The sequence below is a fragment of the Pseudomonas sp. MWU347 genome (assembly GCF_017947305.1).
GTDB lineage: Bacteria > Pseudomonadota > Gammaproteobacteria > Pseudomonadales > Pseudomonadaceae > Aquipseudomonas > Aquipseudomonas putida_A.
Genome location: NZ_JAFGZB010000008.1, coordinates 130,234 through 148,875, shown reverse-complemented (window position 1 = coordinate 148,875; position 18,642 = coordinate 130,234). Strand labels below are relative to the sequence as shown.

16 protein-coding genes are annotated in these 18,642 nt (G+C 62.2%); 9 read left to right on the top strand and 7 right to left on the bottom strand.

Translation table 11 applies throughout. The features are described from left to right. Window positions 1-48: 48 nt before the first annotated feature. Window positions 49-1,386 carry a DEAD/DEAH box helicase gene (locus tag KCG87_RS18300; RefSeq protein WP_134787390.1) on the top strand — a complete coding sequence of 446 codons (1,338 nt, stop codon included), beginning with the start codon at window positions 49-51 and terminating at the stop codon, window positions 1,384-1,386. Between the two features lie 187 nt (window positions 1,387-1,573). On the opposite strand, the gene KCG87_RS18295 is transcribed toward KCG87_RS18300, so the two are convergent. Together KCG87_RS18295 and KCG87_RS18290 are read right to left on the bottom strand one after the other, a co-directional pair. Next, window positions 1,574-2,821 carry a TIGR03862 family flavoprotein gene (locus tag KCG87_RS18295; RefSeq protein WP_134787389.1) on the bottom strand — a complete coding sequence of 416 codons (1,248 nt, stop codon included), beginning with the start codon at window positions 2,819-2,821 and terminating at the stop codon, window positions 1,574-1,576. Window positions 2,822-3,102: 281 nt separating this feature from the next. Continuing rightward, window positions 3,103-4,023 carry a histone deacetylase gene (locus tag KCG87_RS18290; RefSeq protein ID WP_134787388.1) on the bottom strand — a complete coding sequence of 307 codons (921 nt, stop codon included), beginning with the start codon at window positions 4,021-4,023 and terminating at the stop codon, window positions 3,103-3,105. A gap of 82 nt (window positions 4,024-4,105) precedes the next feature. Between KCG87_RS18290 and KCG87_RS18285 the strand changes: the two genes are divergently transcribed. From KCG87_RS18285 to KCG87_RS18275, 3 genes are all read left to right on the top strand, one after another. Continuing rightward, complete coding sequence (locus tag KCG87_RS18285) at window positions 4,106-4,675, top strand: GNAT family N-acetyltransferase (RefSeq protein WP_210558656.1); 570 nt, start codon at window positions 4,106-4,108, stop codon at window positions 4,673-4,675. A gap of 105 nt (window positions 4,676-4,780) precedes the next feature. Continuing rightward, window positions 4,781-5,650 (top strand): acyl-CoA thioesterase II, encoded by an 870-nt coding sequence (gene tesB, locus KCG87_RS18280; protein WP_003228466.1) that lies wholly within the window; start codon window positions 4,781-4,783, stop codon window positions 5,648-5,650. Then, window positions 5,647-6,240: an HAD family hydrolase gene (locus KCG87_RS18275; protein WP_210558617.1), complete on the top strand. Its 594-nt coding sequence runs from the start codon at window positions 5,647-5,649 to the stop codon at window positions 6,238-6,240. Before tesB ends, KCG87_RS18275 begins: the two co-directional genes overlap by 4 nt. A gap of 117 nt (window positions 6,241-6,357) precedes the next feature. Here the strand turns inward: KCG87_RS18275 and KCG87_RS18270 are convergent, their stop codons facing one another. The 4 genes from KCG87_RS18270 to KCG87_RS18255 form a co-directional block, all read right to left on the bottom strand. Next, a complete protein-coding gene (locus tag KCG87_RS18270) occupies window positions 6,358-7,308 on the bottom strand; it encodes an alpha/beta fold hydrolase (RefSeq protein ID WP_210558618.1) in 951 nt (316 codons plus the stop codon). After that, on the bottom strand, window positions 7,309-8,199 hold the full coding sequence (locus tag KCG87_RS18265; RefSeq protein ID WP_027612863.1) for a neutral zinc metallopeptidase: 891 nt from the start codon (window positions 8,197-8,199) through the stop codon (window positions 7,309-7,311). A 189-nt stretch (window positions 8,200-8,388) separates the two neighbouring features. Further along, complete coding sequence (locus KCG87_RS18260; RefSeq protein WP_134787386.1) at window positions 8,389-9,222, bottom strand: aldo/keto reductase; 834 nt, start codon at window positions 9,220-9,222, stop codon at window positions 8,389-8,391. Continuing rightward, window positions 9,206-10,945, bottom strand: a complete 1,740-nt coding sequence (locus tag KCG87_RS18255) for an FAD-dependent oxidoreductase (protein ID WP_210558619.1) — start codon at window positions 10,943-10,945, stop codon at window positions 9,206-9,208. Before KCG87_RS18255 ends, KCG87_RS18260 begins: the two co-directional genes overlap by 17 nt. A 176-nt stretch (window positions 10,946-11,121) precedes the next feature. Between KCG87_RS18255 and KCG87_RS18250 the strand changes: the two genes are divergently transcribed. The 4 genes from KCG87_RS18250 to KCG87_RS18235 all read left to right on the top strand — a co-directional run bounded on the left by KCG87_RS18250 (window position 11,122) and on the right by KCG87_RS18235 (window position 14,947). Continuing rightward, window positions 11,122-11,898, top strand: a complete 777-nt coding sequence (locus KCG87_RS18250; protein ID WP_210558620.1) for an IclR family transcriptional regulator — start codon at window positions 11,122-11,124, stop codon at window positions 11,896-11,898. A 226-nt stretch (window positions 11,899-12,124) separates the two neighbouring features. Next, window positions 12,125-13,186 (top strand): Gfo/Idh/MocA family oxidoreductase, encoded by a 1,062-nt coding sequence (locus tag KCG87_RS18245; RefSeq protein WP_210558621.1) that lies wholly within the window; start codon window positions 12,125-12,127, stop codon window positions 13,184-13,186. Between the two features lie 2 nt (window positions 13,187-13,188). Further along, a complete protein-coding gene (locus KCG87_RS18240; RefSeq protein ID WP_210558622.1) occupies window positions 13,189-14,004 on the top strand; it encodes a sugar phosphate isomerase/epimerase in 816 nt (271 codons plus the stop codon). Between the two features lie 64 nt (window positions 14,005-14,068). Next, a complete protein-coding gene (locus KCG87_RS18235; protein WP_103367270.1) occupies window positions 14,069-14,947 on the top strand; it encodes a DMT family transporter in 879 nt (292 codons plus the stop codon). A gap of 127 nt (window positions 14,948-15,074) precedes the next feature. Here KCG87_RS18235 and KCG87_RS18230 read toward each other — a convergent pair whose 3' ends face one another. Then, a complete protein-coding gene (locus tag KCG87_RS18230; RefSeq protein WP_123588933.1) occupies window positions 15,075-16,412 on the bottom strand; it encodes an MFS transporter in 1,338 nt (445 codons plus the stop codon). Window positions 16,413-16,679: 267 nt separating this feature from the next. Here KCG87_RS18230 and quiC point away from each other — a divergent pair, with 267 nt between their 5' ends. After that, window positions 16,680-18,581, top strand: a complete 1,902-nt coding sequence (quiC, locus tag KCG87_RS18225; RefSeq protein ID WP_210558623.1) for a 3-dehydroshikimate dehydratase QuiC — start codon at window positions 16,680-16,682, stop codon at window positions 18,579-18,581. Window positions 18,582-18,642: the final 61 nt, after the last annotated feature.

The following is an 18,642-nucleotide window of genomic DNA, read 5'->3' as shown; positions in this document are numbered from 1 at the left end:
TGCACACTCGTGTCGCACAATTGCGCTGAATTTTCCTACGGTACTCCCATGACTTTCGCCACCCTTGGCCTGATCGAACCCTTGCTGCGCTCCCTCGAGAAGCTCGGCTACCAGACTCCAACGCCGGTCCAGGCGCAAGCCATTCCGGCCGTTCTGGCCGGTCGCGACCTGATGGCTGCGGCCCAGACCGGCACCGGCAAGACCGCCGGTTTCGCCTTGCCGCTGCTGCAGCTGCTGGCCATGGAAGGACCGAAAGTGGCCGCCAATTCGGCGCGTGCACTGATTCTGGTGCCGACCCGCGAGCTGGCGGAGCAGGTTCATGAGTCGGTGCGCCAATACGCTGAAAACCTGCCATTGCGCACGTATGCGGTGTACGGCGGCGTCAGCATCAACCCGCAGATGATGAAGCTGCGCGGCGGCGTTGATGTGCTGGTCGCCACGCCTGGTCGCCTGATCGACCTGTTCCGCCAGAACGCGTTGAAACTCGATCAGTTGCAAACTCTGGTGCTGGATGAAGCCGACCGCATGCTCGACCTGGGCTTCTCCGAAGAACTGGCGAACATTTATCGCATGCTGCCGAAGAAGCGCCAGACGCTACTGTTCTCCGCGACCTTCTCCGACGACATCCGCCTGCTCGCCGGGCAGATGCTCAACGATCCGCTGAGCATTGAGGTGAGCCCGCGCAACGTCGCGGCCAACACCGTCAAGCAGTGGGTGGTGACGGTGGACAAGAAGCGCAAGCCGGAACTGTTCGTGCACTTGATGCGCAAGAACAAGTGGAAGCAGGTGCTGGTGTTTGCCAAGACCCGCAATGGAGTGGACGCGCTGGTGGAAAAACTCCAGGGCCTGGGCATCAACGCCGACGGCATTCATGGCGACAAACCGCAGGCGACCCGTCAACGTGCGCTGGATCGTTTCAAGCTCAGCGAAGTGCAGATTCTGGTGGCCACCGACGTCGCTGCCCGTGGTCTGGATATCGAAGATTTGCCGCTGGTGGTCAACTTCGACCTGCCGATCGTCGCCGAGGATTACATCCACCGCATCGGTCGTACTGGCCGTGCGGGCGCGACGGGCGAGGCGATCTCGCTGGTGTGCGCGGATGAAGTAAACATGCTCTCGGCAATCGAGATGCTCACCCGCCAGACCTTGAAGCGTCAGAACGAGCCGGATTTCGAACCTGAGCACCGCGTGCCGGATACCGATGCCAGCGGTCAGGTGATCAAGAAGCCGAAGAAACCGAAAAAGCCGAAAGCATCCGGCGGCGGTGGCAAGCGCAATCTGGGCAAGTGGGTCGACAGTGGCGACACCCAGGCGCCGGAGCCGTCGATCAAGCCTGTGCGTAAAGTGCCGGTGTTCAATACCGGGCCGCGTAAGCGCAAGCCTTAAAGCCAAAAGCCCCTCACCCTAACCCTCTCCCGGAGGGAGAGGGGACTGATTGGAGGATGCTTGAATTCTACGCCGACCTGATTCTGCTGCTGTGAATCCACAATCGACTCGGTCTTTCAGGTCGATGTGTTACGCCAGACACCTCGGTCGGCTCCCTCTCCCTCGGGGAGAGGGTTGGGGTGAGGGTTCAGGCAGGCACCTCGGACTTGAGCCACTGCAACATTCCAATCCCCGCCGCCCGCCCGCTGGCAAAACACCCGGTCAGCAGATAGCCACCTGTCGGCGCTTCCCAATCGAGCATTTCCCCCGCACAGAACACCCCCGGCAACGCCTTGAGCATCAAACGCTGATCCAGCGCTTCGAACGTCACGCCACCGGCACTGCTGATCGCTTCGTCAAGCGGACGGGTTTTCACCAAGGTCAGCGGCAACGCCTTGATCGCCCGCGCCAACAACGCCGGATCAGCGAAGGTTGCTGCGTCGGTCAGCTCGCGCAACAACGCCGCTTTCACCCCATCAATTCCGACCTGACTGTGCAGATGCTTGGCCATCGAGCGTGAACCGCGTGGCTTGCTCAACGCTGCCTGCAATTTATCCACAGGTCGGCCGGGCAACAGATCGATGTGCACCGTGGCTGAACCCTGCGTATTGATCGCCTCGCGAATCGGTGCCGACAGCGCATAGATCAGGCTGCCTTCGACCCCGGTTGCGGTAATCACGCATTCGCCCAAGCGCGGGATATCGTCGTTCAAACCGATGGCGACATTTTTCAGCGGTGCGCCGGCGAATTTGCTGACAAGCAATTCGCTCCAGGCCTGCACCTCGAAGCCGCAATTGCTCGGCTGCAACGGCGCCAGTCCTACGCCTTTTTGCTCCAGAGGCAGCATCCACGCGCCATCCGAACCCAGGCGCGACCAACTGCCACCGCCGAGGGCGAGCAGGGTGGCGTCGGGTTTGACGGTGATTTCGCCGTCGGGGCTGGCGATGCGCAGCGCATCGTGTTCATCCCAGCCGAGCCAGCGATGGCGGGTGTGGATAACCACGCCGCTGTCGCGCAGGCGTTTGAGCCAGGCGCGCAGCAGCGGCGCGGCTTTCATGTCGGTGGGGAACACCCGGCCGGAGCTGCCGATAAAGGTTTCGATGCCCAGTTCATGAATCCAGCGGCACAACGCGTCGGCGTCGAAACCGCGCAGTAACGGCGCGATCTGCGGTGCGCGTTCGGCGTAGCGCGCGAGGAATGCCGGGTAAGGCTCGGAGTGGGTGATGTTCATGCCGCCGACCCCGGCCAGCAGGAACTTGCGCCCCACCGACGGCATGCCGTCGTACAAATCGACGCGCACGCCGGCCTGGCTCAGCACTTCGGCGGCCATCAGGCCGGCGGGGCCACCGCCGATGATGGCGACGTGAGCGGGGTGGGAGGCGGAGGTCTGGGTCATGGCGTGCGCTGCGGTATGGCGGGATAAGGCGCGCATTCTAACAGCGCAGACCTTTGTAGGAGTGAGCCTGCTCGCGATGGCGGTTGATCAGGCGACATAAGTGCTGAATGTCGGTCCGCCATCGCGAGCAGGCTCACTCCTACAAGGAGATCGAAGTGAATTCAGTATGTGGTCAAAAAATAACCATCGCGCTGTACGCCATGTTCGCTGTGGGCTGTAGTCCCTTTCGCTCAGGTTATCCACAGGCCGTTCCACAGCGATTGTGGGTAACGCAGCACAGCTTAGTGACAACCGTGTGACGTCCAGACCCGTTGCGCGCTGTGATGCAGGATGCCGTGGCGGCGGGCGAGGGCGTGGCGATCCTTGCTGTAGCCGCCGCCGATCACGCCGACTACCGGGATGTCGCGGCCCAGGCAATGGCGCATCACGCTTTCATCGCGGGCGGCCACGCCTTCGTCTGTCAGCTGCAGATAACCGAGGGCGTCGTCCTTGTGCACATCGACCCCGGCGTCGTACAGCACCAGGTCCGGTTGATACAGCGGCAGCAGGTAGTTGAGGGTGTCATCCACCACTTTCAGATAATCGGCATCGCCCATGCCGTTGGGCAGCGGAATGTCCCAGTCGCTTTCGGCCTTGCGTGCCGGAAAATTCTTTTCGCAGTGCAGGGAAACGGTAACTGCTTCCGGGGTGTCGTGGAGGATCCGCGCGGTGCCATCGCCCTGATGCACGTCGCAATCGAAGATCAGCACCCGGTTCACCCGACCGCTTTGCAGCAGGTAATGGCTGATGATCGCCAGGTCGTTGAAGATGCAGAACCCGGCCGGGTAGTCGTAGTGGGCGTGATGGGTGCCGCCGGCGAGGTGACAGGCCAGACCATGCTCGAGGGCTTTTTTCGCCGCCAGAATCGAGCCGCCGACCGCCCGCACCGTGCGCCGCGCCAAGGCTTCGTTCCACGGCAGGCCGAGGCGCCGCTGGTCTTCGCGAGACAACTCGCCGCTCATGTAGCGTTCGATATAGCTACGGTCATGGGCCAAGGCGAGGATGTCGTTGGGGCAGATCTCGGGACGCAGCAGGTCGGCGTCGCGGGTCAGGCCGCTGTCGACCAGGTGGTCGCGCAGCAAGCGGAATTTGTCCATCGGAAAGCGGTGATCCGCCGGAAACTCGGGGCTGTAGTCTTCGTGGTAGATCAGCGGCAGGGGCATGGCAACTTCATGTAGGAACGATGGAAAGAGTGAACGATCCTACCAGCGATGTAGACTTGCGGCATGGAAATGGAGGGGCATGATGGAGCCGATTCAGCAACTCGAAAGCGCACGCCTGCTGATGCGTCAGTGGCGCGACGAGGATTTGCCGGAATTTGCGGCGATGTGCGCCGATCCTCAGGTGATGCGTTACTTTCCGGCCCCGCTCAGCCGTCTCGAAAGTGCGTCGATGATCGGCCGGGTGCGCGGGCATTTTGCCGAGCACGGTTTCGGTCTGTGGGCGCTGGAGCGCAAGGACAGCGGTGAGTTCATCGGTTTCACTGGCCTGGGTGTGGTCGGTTTCGATGCGCCGTTCACCCCGGCGGTGGAAATCGGCTGGCGTCTGGCCCGCGAGCATTGGGGGCTGGGCTATGCCAGTGAGGCGGCGTGGACGGCATTGCGCGCAGGTTTTGATCGGCTGGGGCTGAAGGAGATCGTTTCTTTCACCGCGCAGAGCAATCTGCCTTCGGAGAAAGTCATGCAGGCGATTGGCATGCAGCACGATCCGGCCGATGATTTCGATCACCCCAAAGTTGCCGTCGATCACCCGTTGCGCCGGCATCTGTTGTACCGAATCACCAGGGAGCAATGGCTGCAAACCCTGCATGGCTAAGCCGACACGGACGTTTACAATGGCGCGACAGTGGCTCGCGCCAGAACCTGAATGGGCCGCCGCAGCCAAGACTGCGCGGCATAGCGTTGTGTGAGGAGAGTCTGAATGAGCCAAGTGTTGGAAGATCTGGTCGACCTGCTGACCCTGGAACCGATCGAAGAAAACCTGTTCCGTGGCCGCAGCCAGGACTTGGGTTTCCGTCAGTTGTTCGGTGGGCAGGTGCTCGGTCAGTCGCTGTCGGCGGCCAGTCAGACGGTTGAAGAGGCGCGCCATGTGCATTCGATGCACGGCTATTTCCTGCGCCCGGGCGATGCCAAGTTGCCGGTGGTGTATTCGGTGGATCGCGTGCGTGACGGCGGCAGCTTCAGCACGCGACGGGTCACGGCGATCCAGAAGGGCCACCCGATCTTCACCTGCAGCGCTTCGTTTCAATACGACGAGGCAGGCTTCGAGCATCAGAGCCAGATGCCGGTGGTGGTCGGCCCGGAAAACCTGCCGTCGGAGCTGGAACTGACCCAGCAACGCGCGCACCTGATCCCCGAGCACATGCGCGAAAAACTGCTGTGCCCGAAACCGATCGAAGTGCGCCCGGTCACCGAAAAGGATCCGTACAACCCGCAGCCGGCCGATCCGGTGAAGTATGTGTGGTTCCGTGCCGACGGCGCGTTGGCGGATATTCCGGCGCTGCACAAGTACCTGCTGGCCTACGCCTCGGACTTCGGTCTGCTGACCACTTCGATGCTGCCGCACGGCAAGTCGGTCTGGCAGAAAGACATGCAGGTCGCCAGCCTCGATCACGCGCTGTGGTTCCACAACGATCTGCGCGCCGATGACTGGTTGCTCTACGCGATGGACAGCCCGTGGGCCGGCAATTCCCGGGGGTTCTCCCGTGGCAGCGTGTACAACCGCGCCGGGCAACTGGTGGCGTCGGTGACCCAGGAAGGCCTGATTCGTCACCGCAAGGACTGGGCATGAGCCTGAGCGATGTGAAGCACTGGGTGTTCGACATGGACGGCACCCTGACGGTCGCCGTGCATGACTTTGCGGCGATCCGCGTGGCGCTGGCGATTCCGCCCGAGGACGACATTCTCACCCACCTCGCGGCGCTTCCCGCCGATGAAGCCGCGGCGAAACACGCGTGGTTGCTGGAGCATGAGCGCGATCTGGCGCTGGGTTCGAAACCGGCTGCCGGTGCGGTGGAGCTGGTGCGTGACCTGCACGGGCGCGGTTATCGCCTGGGCATTCTGACCCGTAATGCGCGGGAACTCGCGCATGTGACGCTCGACGCCATCGGCCTGGCCGACTGCTTCGCCGTGGAAGATGTGCTGGGCCGCGATGAAGCGCCACCGAAGCCGCATCCCGGCGGGTTGCTGAAACTGGCCGAAGCCTGGAACGTCCCGGCCAGCGAAATGGTGATGGTCGGGGATTACCGTTTTGACCTGGATTGCGGGCGGGCGGCCGGGGCGCGTACGGTGCTGGTGAATCTGCCGGACAACCCGTGGCCGGAGCTGACGGATTGGCATGCGCAGGATTGTGTCGAGTTGCGGCGGATGCTTTCGGTCTGAGATCTTTATTGTCTGATCTGGCCTCATCGCGAGCAGGCTCACTCCTACAATTGGAATGCGTTTCCCCTGTAGGAGTGAGCCTGCTCGCGATGGCGCCTCAACAGTCACCACAAGTCATTAATCAAACAGCGCTTTCAGCCCCTCCGGCGACGTCAACATCCCATCGCCGTTATGCCCGACCCCGGGCACTTCAACCAGCCGCTGATTGACCCCTTCCGGATGCCGGCGCAGCAGGTAGCCGAAAAACAGCTTGCCGCGTTCCAGCCGATACGCGCCTTGTGCCTCGGCGGCGCAACTCTTGTCCAGCGCCGGATGTTGCGGGTCTATGTCCTGCTGCCCCAGCAGGTAAATCACTTCGCGTTTGATGTAGCTGCTCTCAAGCTGCAACGGTGTTTGCCCACCGGCGTACACCGGCATGTCGGTCAACCCGTACTTCCAGCGATTGAAACCCGGGCACTGTGCGTGATCGAACGCTACCGGCCGCTGTTCGTTGAAATACGCGTACGACGACGGATTGGCCACCACATAGCGCAGGCGAATGCCATTGGCCTTCAGCGCCGGTTGCTCCTTGGCCAGCAAGGCATAACGCTGCACCACTTGACCGCCACCGGAATGGCCGAAAATCACGATCTGCTGCACATCCGGAAACTGCTTGCGGTCGCTGACCCGGGCGACGATGGCGTCGAGTGCGGCGTAGGAACTCAGCGGCTTCGGCCCTGTGGATAACCCGCCGCCCATCCACTCGTTGCCTTTCCAGCGCAGCAATGTGTTGGGTAGGGAGTACAGCGCGACGTCGCTTTCGTTGAGAAACTGCGGCGCGATCACCAGCGTGTGCGCCGTTTGCCCGGCCAGTTCGGTGGCGTGCTCGGCACTCTTGCGATAGGTCTCGGCATTGCGCAGACGACCGTGAATGACGATCAGCACCCGTTCGATTTTCTCAGGTGCGGGGCTGATGCCAACGGCCATTTCGCCGGCCTCGAATTGCAGGCGCCCGGGGCTGATGGCATCGACGCCTGCCGCGTGCGCGTTGCCGCCGATGATCAGTAAAGCCAGAAGCCATTTGCGCATTTACAGGTTTTTCGCCGCGAAGGTATCGCACTGGCCGACCTGGCCCTGAGCGAAACCGGTTTTGAACCAGCGCACCCTTTGCGCCGACGTGCCATGGGTAAACGAGTCCGGCACCACGCGGCCCTGACCCTGTTGTTGCAGGCGATCATCACCGATGGCGTTGGCCGCATTCAAGGCCTCTTCGACGTCACCCGGTTCCAGCCAGTTCAGGCGCTTCTGCGCATGGTAGGCCCAGACGCCGGCCAGGCAGTCGGCCTGCAATTCCTGACGCACCAGCAAACCGCCGTCGCCCTGCATCTGCCGGCCCTGCTGACGGGCCGTCTGAATTTTTGCCGAGACGCCGAGCAGCGTCTGCACATGGTGGCCGACTTCGTGCGCGATCACGTAGGCCTGGGCGAAGTCACCGGCGGCCTTGAAGCGCTGGGCCATTTCCTGGAAGAAGGCCATGTCCAGATAGACTTTCTGATCCGCCGGGCAGTAGAACGGGCCGGTCGCCGAAGTCGCCAGCCCGCAAGCGGAATTCACCCGGTTGCTGAACAGCACCAGGGTCGGGTCCTTATATTGGCGCCCGGCCTGCTGGAAGATGGCGCCCCAGGTGTCTTCGGTATCACCAAGGATCGAACGCACGAATTCGGCTTGCTGGTCGTTGGCCGGTGGCGCCTGGCGGGTTTGCGTCGAGGCCGGTGCCGATTGCTCGGTCATTTGCCCAGTGAGCTGGCCGAGGATCTGCAACGGATCCTGTCCGGTGATCCAGCCGATGCCGACGATCAGCAGGATCGCCCCCAGGCTCAGGCCTTTGCCGCCACCGAACCGCATGCCACCACCGCCGCCGCTATCATCGCCACGGGCATCGACGACGTTGTCACTGCGTCGGCCTTTTTTCCATAGCATGTGGTAATCCTCTTTCTGTACGTGGTGATGAGTGTTGCTGGTGTGAGAGTGTGGCGCCAGTCCGGTCGTCCGTCTATTCGAGCACACGCCAACAGGCCCGGCCTCGGGTGACGAGGGCGGGCCTGTTATTGACGAGCGTGTGCGCGACTAATTCAATCCGTTGGCGGATTTCTCTCGGCGCGCTGTGCGTCAGCGATCGAAGGCATCCCACACCGGGGCGAAATCCGGGCTGACCTGACGCTGATTCTTCGGCAGCGCGGCGATCAGTGCGCGGTCTTCAGCGTCCAGTTCAACCTGCAGCGAAGCCAGGTTCGCCAGTTGATTGGCGCGGCTGCTGGCTTTGGGAATCGCCGCGACGTTGGGCTGATCCAGCAGCCACTTCAGCGCCACCTGAGTCGGTAGCACGCCGTGTTTTTCGGCAATCTGCTGAATCTGTGGAATCTCCGAGACCTTGTTACGCGCCAATGGCGTGTAGGCCGTCAGTGCCAGATCGTGTTGGCGGGCATAGTCGAGCAGGGCGTTCTGGCCGAGCAGGACGTGGTACTCGACCTGGATCGCTGACAGAGGGATGCCGTATTCCTCGACGACTGTGCGCAGCAGCGGCAGCGGAAAATTCGCCACGCCGATGTTGCGAGCCAGACCTTGCTCCTTGAAGGATGCGAGGGTTTCAAGCGTGCGCGGCAAGTCCCAGTCAGTGCTCGGCCAGTGGATCATGAACAGGTCGACGTACTCGCAGCGCAAAGCCTTGAGGCTTCGTTCCATCGAGTGGCGCATGGCGTCGGGTTGCAACTGGTCCCACCAGACCTTGGTGGTGACATGAATCTGCTCGCGGGGTGTCGGTGTATTCGCCAATGCTTGTCCGACCGCGTCTTCGTTGTTGTAGGCCGCTGCCGTGTCGATGTGCCGGTAGCCGAGTTCCAGCGCTTGCTCGACGGCACGGGTGCATTCGTCGCCGAGCATCGGCCAGGTGCCGAGGCCGAGTTTCGGCATGTTCAAACCCTGGGCGTTAACGATGTGTTGCATGGTCGATCTCCTGTTCGAAAGCAGTGATGCCGGCGATATGCCGGGCGGCGATGTAGCCGAAAGTCAGCGCCGGGCCGAGGTTGATCCCGCCTGCCGGATAGTGCCCGCCCATGATGCTGGCCATGTCGCCACCGGCGGCGTAGAGCCCGGCGATGGGCTGGGCATGGGCATCGAGCACTTGCGCCTGCGGGTTGACCTTGAGCCCGGCAAAGGTGCCGAAGCAGCCCGGTTGCACTTTCACGGCATAAAAAGGGCCGGCCTCTATTGGGGCAACGCAAGGGTTGGGAAGGTTCGCCGGATCGCCCTGCTTGCGGTTATAGGGCGTTGCGCCGCGACCGAACGACGGGTCCTCGCCGTGGCGTGCATGGCGGTTGTAGTCCTCCACCGTCTGGCGCAATCCGCTGGGGTCGATGCCGCAGGCGCTGGCCAATTCTTCAAGGGTGTTGCCGGTTTTCAGATAGCCGCTGCGGATAAATCCTGACACCGGAACGGGAAATGGCCGCGACATGCCCAAGCCATAACGCCGTTGAAAGGCGCGGCTGCAGATCAGCCACGAGGCGACTTCTTCGCCTTCAGGCGTGGCGGCAACCATGGCGCTGACGTAGTCGTAGTAACCGTTGGCCTCGTTGACGAAGCGCTGGCCGTTGCGCAGTACGCCGATGATTCCCGGTTTGCCGCGTTCGATGATGTGTGGGAAATGGCCGATGCTGCCGTCAGCATGCGGCACTTGCGAGACCGGCGCCCAGGCCACGGGCGACGCCAGCTCGGTATTGACCGTGGCACCGACGCTTTCGCCCAGACGCAGGCCATCGCCATTCACCGCCAGCGGCGGCAGTGCCCAGTGTTCATGACCCGTGGGCGTGCGCGGAAACAAGGCCTTGCGCCGTTCGACGTCGTTGGCGAATCCGCCGGCGGCCAGCACCACGGCTTTACGTGCATGAATGCGGATCGGGCCTTTGGCGCTGTTGACCAGCGCGCCGCAAACCCCTGCGTCATCGCGCAGCAGCTCGGTCACGGGTGCCGACTCCCATAACAAAACGCCAAGGTCCTCGGCGGACTTCGCCAGCCTTGCGACCAGCGCCACACCGTTGACCAGTTGCATGGCCCGGCCGTGTACCGCGAGGTCAAGCAAGTGCCGGGTAAAACGACGGGTTACATGCCACGCGGCTTTCAGCGAACGGGTGAGATTGAGGAACGCCGAAAGGTCGGCGCCGGCCATGATCGGCATGCCCATGAAGGACGTTTCGCGCATTGTTGTACGCAGGCGCCTGAGCAGGCGTCCGACTGTTCGTCCGTCGTAAGGCGCCGCGATGACCGAGCGACCGCCCGTGCCCGCGCCGGGCGTATCGCCATGAATGTCGGCAATGGCGTTGCCATCGGCAAATTGCAGAGCAGTGTGCTGTTCGAAGAACGCGACCATGTGCGGCCCGGCGGTGAGGAAAGCGTCGACCATTGCCGGGTCGTAATGCTCGCCGAGTTCATGGCGCAGGTACGTGCGCGGCTGCTCGACATCTTCGAAGATGCCGGCGCGTCGGGCCAGCGGATTGCACGGCACCCATGCCCAGCCGCCGGACCACGCAGTGGCACCGCCGAACACCGGATCTTTTTCAACCACGATGACCTTCAGACCGTGCCATGCGGCAGTGACCGCTGTGGATAAACCGGCGGCACCGGAGCCGACGACCAGAACGTCACAGTCGATTTCGGGAAGTTCGGCAGGCATCAGGCAAAGCTCCGCAGCTGGGTTTTATTGGAATTAGGTTCCAGAAATTAACTAATTTTGCGCAGCTGCAACAAGGCATGGTTCAGTAAAGTGGGCGGTTATCGCACAGCCAGTTCCGGATTTCGCTTTGTCTCGGATGTCTTCTAGAATCGGCAAAATTTCACTTGGACCTTCCCATGGCCGGCAGTCAGATCGAACGGGTTTTCAGCGTGCTGGAAAGCCTCACCAGTGAGCCGCGCGGGCTGCCGATGCAGACGCTGGCCGAGCAACTGGATATCCCGAAAAGTGCCACCCACCGGATGCTCGCGGAGCTGATTCGGCTGGGCTACGTGCGGCAGAATGGCGACACTCTGCGCTATCACCTGTCGACCAAACTGGTGGCGATGGGGTTTCAGTACCTGTCGAGCAGCGGTGCCGACATCGTGCAACCGGTGCTGGATCGACTGGCGCAGGAAACCGGTGAACTGGTGCGTCTGGGGGTGATCGATGGCGAGCGCCAGACCTGGATCGCCAAGGCGCAGGGCGCACGGACGGGCTTGCGTTATGACCCGGACATGGGCCGCGACGCGCCGTTGTTCTACACCGCTTCCGGGCACGCGTGGCTGGCGTGCATGAGCGATGCCGAGGCGTTGTCGCTGGTCGAGCGCCAGGGCGCGGAAGTACCGGTGGGCGTCGGGCCGAATGCGCCGCGCTCCAATATCGAACTGCTGGAGCGCCTGCGCCTGGCGCGGGAACAGGGTTATGCCTGTGTCGAGGAAAGTTCGGCGGTGGGCACCTCGGCGATTGCCGCGGTGGTCAAGCATCCGGTTGACGGGCGAGTGATCGGCGTACTGAGCATTGCCGGGCCGAGCGCACGGATGCCCGGCGCGCGGTTGCACGAGTTGGCGCCGCTGCTGATGAAGTTTACCGAGGAGTTGTCGGCGGCGAGCCTGGCGTCCGAATTGTTCATCTGACCGATCCCCTGTAGGAGCTGCCGAAGGCTGCGATCTTTTGACTTTGTTTTTTAAGGTCAAGATCAAAAGATCGCAGCCTTCGGCAGCTCCTACAGGTCCGGGTGTCGTGTACAAAGTTGTGCGGTGTTCGCACGGTTTTCCCATCACTGGGTGTTTGATTGTGGAACGCGGTTCTAAATTGTTGCTGGAGTGACATTTCCAACAACAATCACAAAAGGATCGCGCCTTGACTCCGCCCCTTCGTATCGCCCTGATCGGCGCTGGCAACATGGGCCAGCAGCATTACCAGCATTTGCAAACCCTCGAAGAAGCCCGGTTGTGCGCAGTGGCTGATCCCGGCCCGCAGGCTCCCGCGCTGGCGGCGCAGTGGGGCGTGGCGTATTTCGCCGATCACCGGCAGATGCTGGAGCAGGTACGGCCGGACGCGGTGATCGTGGCCAATCCGAATAATCAGCACGTCAGCACGGCGCTGGATTGCCTCGCCGCCAGGGTTCCGGTGTTGCTGGAGAAACCGGTGGGCGTGCATCTGGATGAGGCACGCGAACTGGTGGCGGCAGTCAAACGCAGTGGCGTGCCGGTGCTGGTCGGCCACCATCGGCGGCACAATCCGTTGATCGTGCGTGCCCACCAATTGCTGCGCAGCGGCGCGCTCGGGCGGCTGACCACGGTTACTGCACTGTTCCAGTTACGCAAACCCGACCGATATTTCGAGGTTCCGTGGCGCCGAGAACCGGGCGCGGGCCTGTTGCTGACCAACCTGATTCACGACCTCGATCTGCTGCGTCACCTGTGCGGTGAAGTGCAGGCGGTGCAGGCCGTCACCGACAACGCGGTGCGGGGTTTTGCCAACGAAGACAGTGTCGGGGTGTTACTGCAATTTGCCGGCGGTGCACTGGGCACGCTGAGCGGTTCCGATGCGGTCGCCGCGCCGTGGAGCTGGGAGCTGAATTCCGGAGAGAACCCGGCCTACCCGCGTCAGGTCGATCAGCCGTGTTATCTGCTGGCGGGCACCGCCGGGGCGCTGAGCATTCCGCAACTCAAGTGCTGGCATTACGCTGCCGATCAAGTCGATGCCGGCTGGCACGAACCGCTGATTGCGCAGCAAGAACGGTGTGAGGCAGGGGACGCGTTGCGGTTGCAGCTGCAACATTTTGTGCAGGTCGCGCGGCGTGAGGTCGAACCCTTGGTCAGTGCCGCCGATGCCGCGCGAACCCTGGCGCTGGTCGAGGCGATTCGCGAGGCGGCGGCCAGCGGCCGTGCCTGTTCCCCGGCAGCGATCGAGGCTTGAGCATGAACGAACGAATTCTGTCTCTGGCCAGTCTCACCGTACTCGAGTTGTCACCGCCGCAAATGGTCGAGGTGGCGGCGCGTGCCGGTTACAGCCATGTCGGCCTGCGCCTGGAGCCGGCGACGCCCGAGGAATATCACTTTCCGTTGGTGGCCGATGCTGATTTGCGGCGTCAGACGCTGGCGCGTTTGCGCGACACTGGCATCGCTGTGCTCGATGTGGAAATCCTGCGCTTGAAACCGCAAACCGTGGTCGCCGATTTTGAGCAATTGCTGGCCGTCGGCGCGGAGTTCGGCGCCAGTGAATTACTGGTCGCCGGCAATGATCCTGACGAGCAACGGCTCACCGACAACTTTGCCGCCCTATGTGATCTGGCGGCGCCTTACGGCTTGCATCCGCATCTGGAGTTCATGCCCTGGACCGATGCGTGCAACCTCGAACAGGCGTTGCGCATCGTTGCCAATGCCGACCGGGAAAACGCCGCGGTGCTGGTCGATGCCTTTCATTTCGATCGCTCCGGCTCACGGCTGGAGGATCTGGTCAGCGTTGCGCCCGCGCGCCTGCGTTATGCGCAATTGTGTGATGTGGCGGGACCGAGACCGGCGGACATGGCCGAGATCTTGCGTCAGGCGCGCAATGAGCGGCGGTTTCCCGGCGAGGGCGATTGTGATTTGCACGGTTTGTTGCGCAGTCTGCCAGCTAATATTCCACTGAGCCTGGAGATCCCCACGGTAAAACTGCTGGAGCAGGGCGTCAGCGGATTGCAACGAGCGCAGATGGCGCTCGACAGGACGCGGGAATTGTTGGCGCAGTTATAAGTCAGTTTTTGTGGCGGGGCGCCAGCGCCCCCGCCACTGTTCATTTTTCCTTCAGAGATATCCAATGACCGTCAGCACCCCGCTCTCCGGTGTCAACCAACCCTTCAAGGGGATCCTGCTGATTGTCGTGGCGACTTTCCTGTTCTCCAGCCACGATGCGCTGTCGAAATACCTCTCGGGTTTCTACCCGATCATCATGGTGGTATGGGCGCGGTATCTGGTGCACACCTTGCTGATGGCGGGGATTTTCCTGCCGCAGTCGGGGTTGCGCGTGCTGCGCACCAAACGGCCGTTGTGGCAGTTGGCGCGGGCGCTGTGCCTGCTCGGCACCAGTCTGTTTTTCACCACGGCGCTGCTGTATATCCCGCTGGCCGAGGCCACGGCGGTCAACTTTCTCGCGCCGGTGCTGGTGACGGCGCTGTCGGTGCCGTTGCTCAAGGAACGGGTGACGCGCGGGCAGTGGATCGCGGTGATCTGCGGTTTTATCGGGGTGCTGATCATCGTCCATCCGGGAGGCGAGTTGTTCACCCCGGCGGTGCTGCTGCCATTCTGCTCGGCGCTGTTTTTCTGCTTCTATCAACTGCTGACGCGCAAGCTCAGTGAGGTCGACAGCCCGACCACCAGCAACTTCTTCGCTGGTCTGTGCAACACGCTGGTGATGAGTGCGTTGGTGCCGTTCTTCTGGCAGGTGCCGACCTTGTCGCACGCCGTGTTGATGCTGGCGCTGGGCAGCTGCGGGATGACTGCGCACCTGTTTCTGACCCAGGCGTTCCGCCATGCCGCGCCGGCATTGCTGGCGCCGTTCGGTTATTGCCAGATCGTGTTTGCCGGGTTGTTGGGGTGGGTGGTGTTCAATCACACGCCGAGTCTGTTGACGGTGATCGGGATTGCGGTGATCTGCTGCAGCGGCCTGGCGGCGGCGTGGCAGCAGAGCCGCAGATGAGAGAGATAAATAACCCTGTGGGAGCGGGCTTGCTCGCGAAGGCGGTGGATCAGTCGACATCTTCAGTGACTGACTAAATGCTTTCGCGAGCAAGCCCGCTCCCACAGGGGGGAGGGGTGCAGGCAGGTTATTCGGTGACGTCTGGAATCTTGCGCGGTGCCATGAAGTACATCCAGGTCAGGGCAATGAAGTACATCGCCGGGATCAGCGTGAACAGCACCGTGTAGTTGTTATGGGTGACGGTCAGGATGTGGCCGACGATCTGGGTCATGAACATCCCGCCGATCGCTGCGCACATACCGCCGAAACCGAACACCGTGCTCATCATGTGCTTGGGCGTGTAGTCCATCACCAGGCTCCAGATGTTCGCGGTCCAGGCCTGATGCGCGCCGATGGCCAGGGAGATTGCCGCGACGGCGACCCACAGATTGCTCGAACCGGCGGCCATGATCACGCCGATGATGCAGCATGCGAACAGGAACATCGACAGCAGCCGCGCTTTGATTGAGTTCATGCCGCGACCGATCAGGAACGAAGACAGAATCCCGCCGCCCACGCTGCCGAAGTCAGCGGTGACGTAAATGATGATCAGCGGAATGCCCATCTGGGTGACGTTGATACCCAGGTTGTATTGCTGATTGAGAAACGGCGGCAGCCAGTACAGGTAGAACCAGAACACCGGCGCGGTCAGCGAATAGGCGAGGGCGAACGCCCAGGTGCCGCGCATGCGCAGGATGCGTGAAAACGGTACGCGGGCCTGTTCCGGTTCGACTTCCTGCTGGATGTACTCAAGCTCGGACTGTTTAACGCTTGGATGGTCTTCCGGGTTGAAGTACTTCAGGCCCCAGAACAGCAACCAGATCCCGCCCAGTGCCGACATGCACAGGAACGCCGCCTGCCAGCCCCACACGTGCAGAATCAGCGGCAGCAGCATCGGCGTGAACATGGCGCCGACGTTGGTCCCGGCGTTGAAGATGCCGGTGGCCACGGCGCGTTCACCGGCGGGGAACCACAGGCGCGTGGTTTTCACGCAGGCCGGGTAGTTGGCCGCTTCGGTCAGGCCGAGGATGAAGCGGCAGACCATGAAGCCGACGGCCGAAGTCGCCAGACCGTGGGCGCCGGTAGCCAGGCTCCAGAGCAGCACTGCGCAGAAGAACACGCGTTTCACGCCGACCCGGTCGATCAGGCGTCCCTGCAGGACGAAACCAATCGCGTAGCCGACCTGAAACCAGAAGTTGATGTTGGCGTAATCCATCGCCGTCCAGCTCATTTCCTTGGCGAGGATCGGCTGCATGACGCCGAGGGCTGCGCGGTCGATGTAGTTCAGGGTCGTGGCGAAAAACACCAGCGCCAGCATGCCCCAACGGGTCTTGCCGACAGCCATGGCGCCGCGGATCTTGTCGCCGATGCCACCCGTGGCAGTGCTCATGGCCGGGGCCATGCGGGAAGTCTGTGAAGGAATCATTGTTCCACCCGTTTTTGAATTTGTTATGTGGTGTTGTTTGCACGCACTGCGACCGAAGGTTCATTTCCGGACTCAATGTGAAGTCGATGGTGGGCAGTGGACGAAAAATCGTCAATTCGCCGAAACGCCATAGTGTTCGATAATCGCACGCAAAACTAACCGGCTGGTACACTTTAAATTGCTGCTGAAGACGATGCAGCCAATAATTTCCTCACGATAAAAAATGATCCCCTGTAAAAAACTGCAGCGCAGTCCGGGAGTAGCAACATGCAGCGTTCCATTGCCACCGTTTCCCTGAGCGGCACCCTGCCGGAAAAGCTCGAAGCCATTGCCGCCGCCGGGTTCGACGGCGTCGAGATCTTCGAGAACGATCTTCTGTATTACGACGGCAGCCCGCGGGAAATCCGGCAGATGTGCGCTGACCTGGGGATCGCCATCACCCTGTTCCAGCCGTTCCGCGATTTCGAGGGCTGCCGCCGTGATCGGCTGGCGCGCAATCTGGAGCGGGCCGAGCGCAAATTCGACCTGATGCAGGAGCTGGGCACCGATCTGGTGCTGGTGTGCAGCAACGCCTCGGCGGACAGCGTCGGCGACCGGCAGATTCTGGTCGAGGACCTGCGGCTGCTGGCCGAACGTGCCGGCGCTCGCGGGTTGCGTATCGGCTATGAAGCGCTGGCCTGGGGCCGGCACGTCAATACTTATCAACAGGTCTGGGACATTGTTCGCCAGGCCGACCACCCGGCACTCGGCGTGCTGCTCGACAGCTTTCACACCTTGTCGCTGAAAGGTGATCCAAGCGCGATTGCCGACATTCCTGGCGACAAGATTTTCTTTGTGCAAATGGCTGACGCGCCGATCCTCGCCATGGATGTCCTGGAGTGGAGCCGGCATTTCCGTTGCTTCCCGGGGCAGGGCGAATTCGATCTGCCGGGGTTCCTCGCGCCGATCATCCAGAGTGGTTACACCGGGCCGTTGTCGCTGGAAATTTTCAACGATGGCTTCCGCGCCGCACCGCCACGGGCCAATGCCGCTGATGGTCTGCGTTCGCTGCTGTATCTGGAAGAGAAAACCCGTCAGCGCCTGGAACAGCAAGCAACGCCAGTGGCCAACCGTGAAATCCTCTTCGAAACGCCGCCGGCCAGCGAGTACAACGGCATCGAGTTTCTCGAGTTCGCCGTCGACGAAAGCCTCGGCGCCAAACTGAGCAACTGGCTGGAGCGCCTGGGCTTCGTTAAGGCCGGGCAGCACCGCTCCAAGAGTGTGAGCCTGTTGCGCCAAGGCGATATCAACCTGATCCTCAACGCCGAACCGTATTCGTTCGGCCACAGTTTTTTCGAGGCCCACGGCCCGTCGCTGTGTGCCACCGCCGTGCGGGTCAAGGACAGCGCCAGCGCCCTGGCCCGTGCCGTTGCCTACAAGGGCCAGCCCTATCGAGGCCTGGTCGGCCCCAACGAACTGGAACTGGCCGCGGTGCGTGCGCCGGACGGCAGCCTGATTTATCTGGTGGATGAGGCGGCGGACGTTTATGGCACCGACTTCAATCTGCTGCCGAACGCTCAGGCCCGTGGCGGCCTCAAGCGCATCGATCACATGGCCATGGCGCTGCCGGCCGACAGCCTCGACAGCTGGGTGCTGTTCTACAAGAGCCTGCTGGATTTTGAGGCCGACGATGAAGTGGTGCTGCCCGATCCGTACGGTCTGGTGAAAAGCCGGGCGTTGCGCAGCCGCGACAGCTCGATCCGTCTACCGCTGAACATCTCCGAGAATCGCAACACCGCGATCTCCCACGCGCTGTCGAGTTATCGCGGCTCCGGTGTGCATCACATCGCCTTCGATTGTGATGACATCTTCGCCGAAGTCAGCCGCGCCAAAGAAGCTGGTGTGCCGTTGCTGGATATCCCGCTCAACTATTACGACGACCTCGCCGCGCGCTTCGATTTCGACGACGAGTTCCTCAGCGAGCTGGCGTACTACAACGTGCTCTACGACCGCGACGCGCAGGGCGGCGAGCTGTTCCACGTGTACACCGAGCCGTTCGAGGGGCGCTTCTTCTTCGAGATCATCCAGCGTAAAAACGGCTATGCCGGTTATGGTGCGGCGAACGTTGCGGTCCGTCTGGCGGCGATGGCCAAATCACGCAGCGGTGCGGTGCGTCAGGCGAAGTTGTAGGAATTTCGTAAACGCGGGATTAAACACGAGCCGCGTGGCTTCCTTCACTGTGCAGCGCGGC

What these genes read in the sequence shown, in the direction of transcription:
- KCG87_RS18240 (WP_210558622.1), top strand. Translation starts at nt 13,189, where the DNA reads ATGAACGAACGAATTCTGTCTCTGGCCAGTCTCACCGTACTCGAGTTG.
- KCG87_RS18250 (WP_210558620.1), top strand. Translation starts at nt 11,122, where the DNA reads ATGGCCGGCAGTCAGATCGAACGGGTTTTCAGCGTGCTGGAAAGCCTC.
- KCG87_RS18270 (WP_210558618.1), bottom strand. Translation starts at nt 7,308, where the DNA reads ATGCGCAAATGGCTTCTGGCTTTACTGATCATCGGCGGCAACGCGCAC.
- KCG87_RS18285 (WP_210558656.1), top strand. Translation starts at nt 4,106, where the DNA reads ATGGAGCCGATTCAGCAACTCGAAAGCGCACGCCTGCTGATGCGTCAG.
- KCG87_RS18300 (WP_134787390.1), top strand. Translation starts at nt 49, where the DNA reads ATGACTTTCGCCACCCTTGGCCTGATCGAACCCTTGCTGCGCTCCCTC.
- KCG87_RS18290 (WP_134787388.1), bottom strand. Translation starts at nt 4,023, where the DNA reads ATGCCCCTGCCGCTGATCTACCACGAAGACTACAGCCCCGAGTTTCCG.
- tesB (WP_003228466.1), top strand. Translation starts at nt 4,781, where the DNA reads ATGAGCCAAGTGTTGGAAGATCTGGTCGACCTGCTGACCCTGGAACCG.
- KCG87_RS18265 (WP_027612863.1), bottom strand. Translation starts at nt 8,199, where the DNA reads ATGCTATGGAAAAAAGGCCGACGCAGTGACAACGTCGTCGATGCCCGT.
- KCG87_RS18255 (WP_210558619.1), bottom strand. Translation starts at nt 10,945, where the DNA reads ATGCCTGCCGAACTTCCCGAAATCGACTGTGACGTTCTGGTCGTCGGC.
- KCG87_RS18295 (WP_134787389.1), bottom strand. Translation starts at nt 2,821, where the DNA reads ATGACCCAGACCTCCGCCTCCCACCCCGCTCACGTCGCCATCATCGGC.
- quiC (WP_210558623.1), top strand. Translation starts at nt 16,680, where the DNA reads ATGCAGCGTTCCATTGCCACCGTTTCCCTGAGCGGCACCCTGCCGGAA.
- KCG87_RS18275 (WP_210558617.1), top strand. Translation starts at nt 5,647, where the DNA reads ATGAGCCTGAGCGATGTGAAGCACTGGGTGTTCGACATGGACGGCACC.
- KCG87_RS18260 (WP_134787386.1), bottom strand. Translation starts at nt 9,222, where the DNA reads ATGCAACACATCGTTAACGCCCAGGGTTTGAACATGCCGAAACTCGGC.
- KCG87_RS18235 (WP_103367270.1), top strand. Translation starts at nt 14,069, where the DNA reads ATGACCGTCAGCACCCCGCTCTCCGGTGTCAACCAACCCTTCAAGGGG.
- KCG87_RS18230 (WP_123588933.1), bottom strand. Translation starts at nt 16,412, where the DNA reads ATGATTCCTTCACAGACTTCCCGCATGGCCCCGGCCATGAGCACTGCC.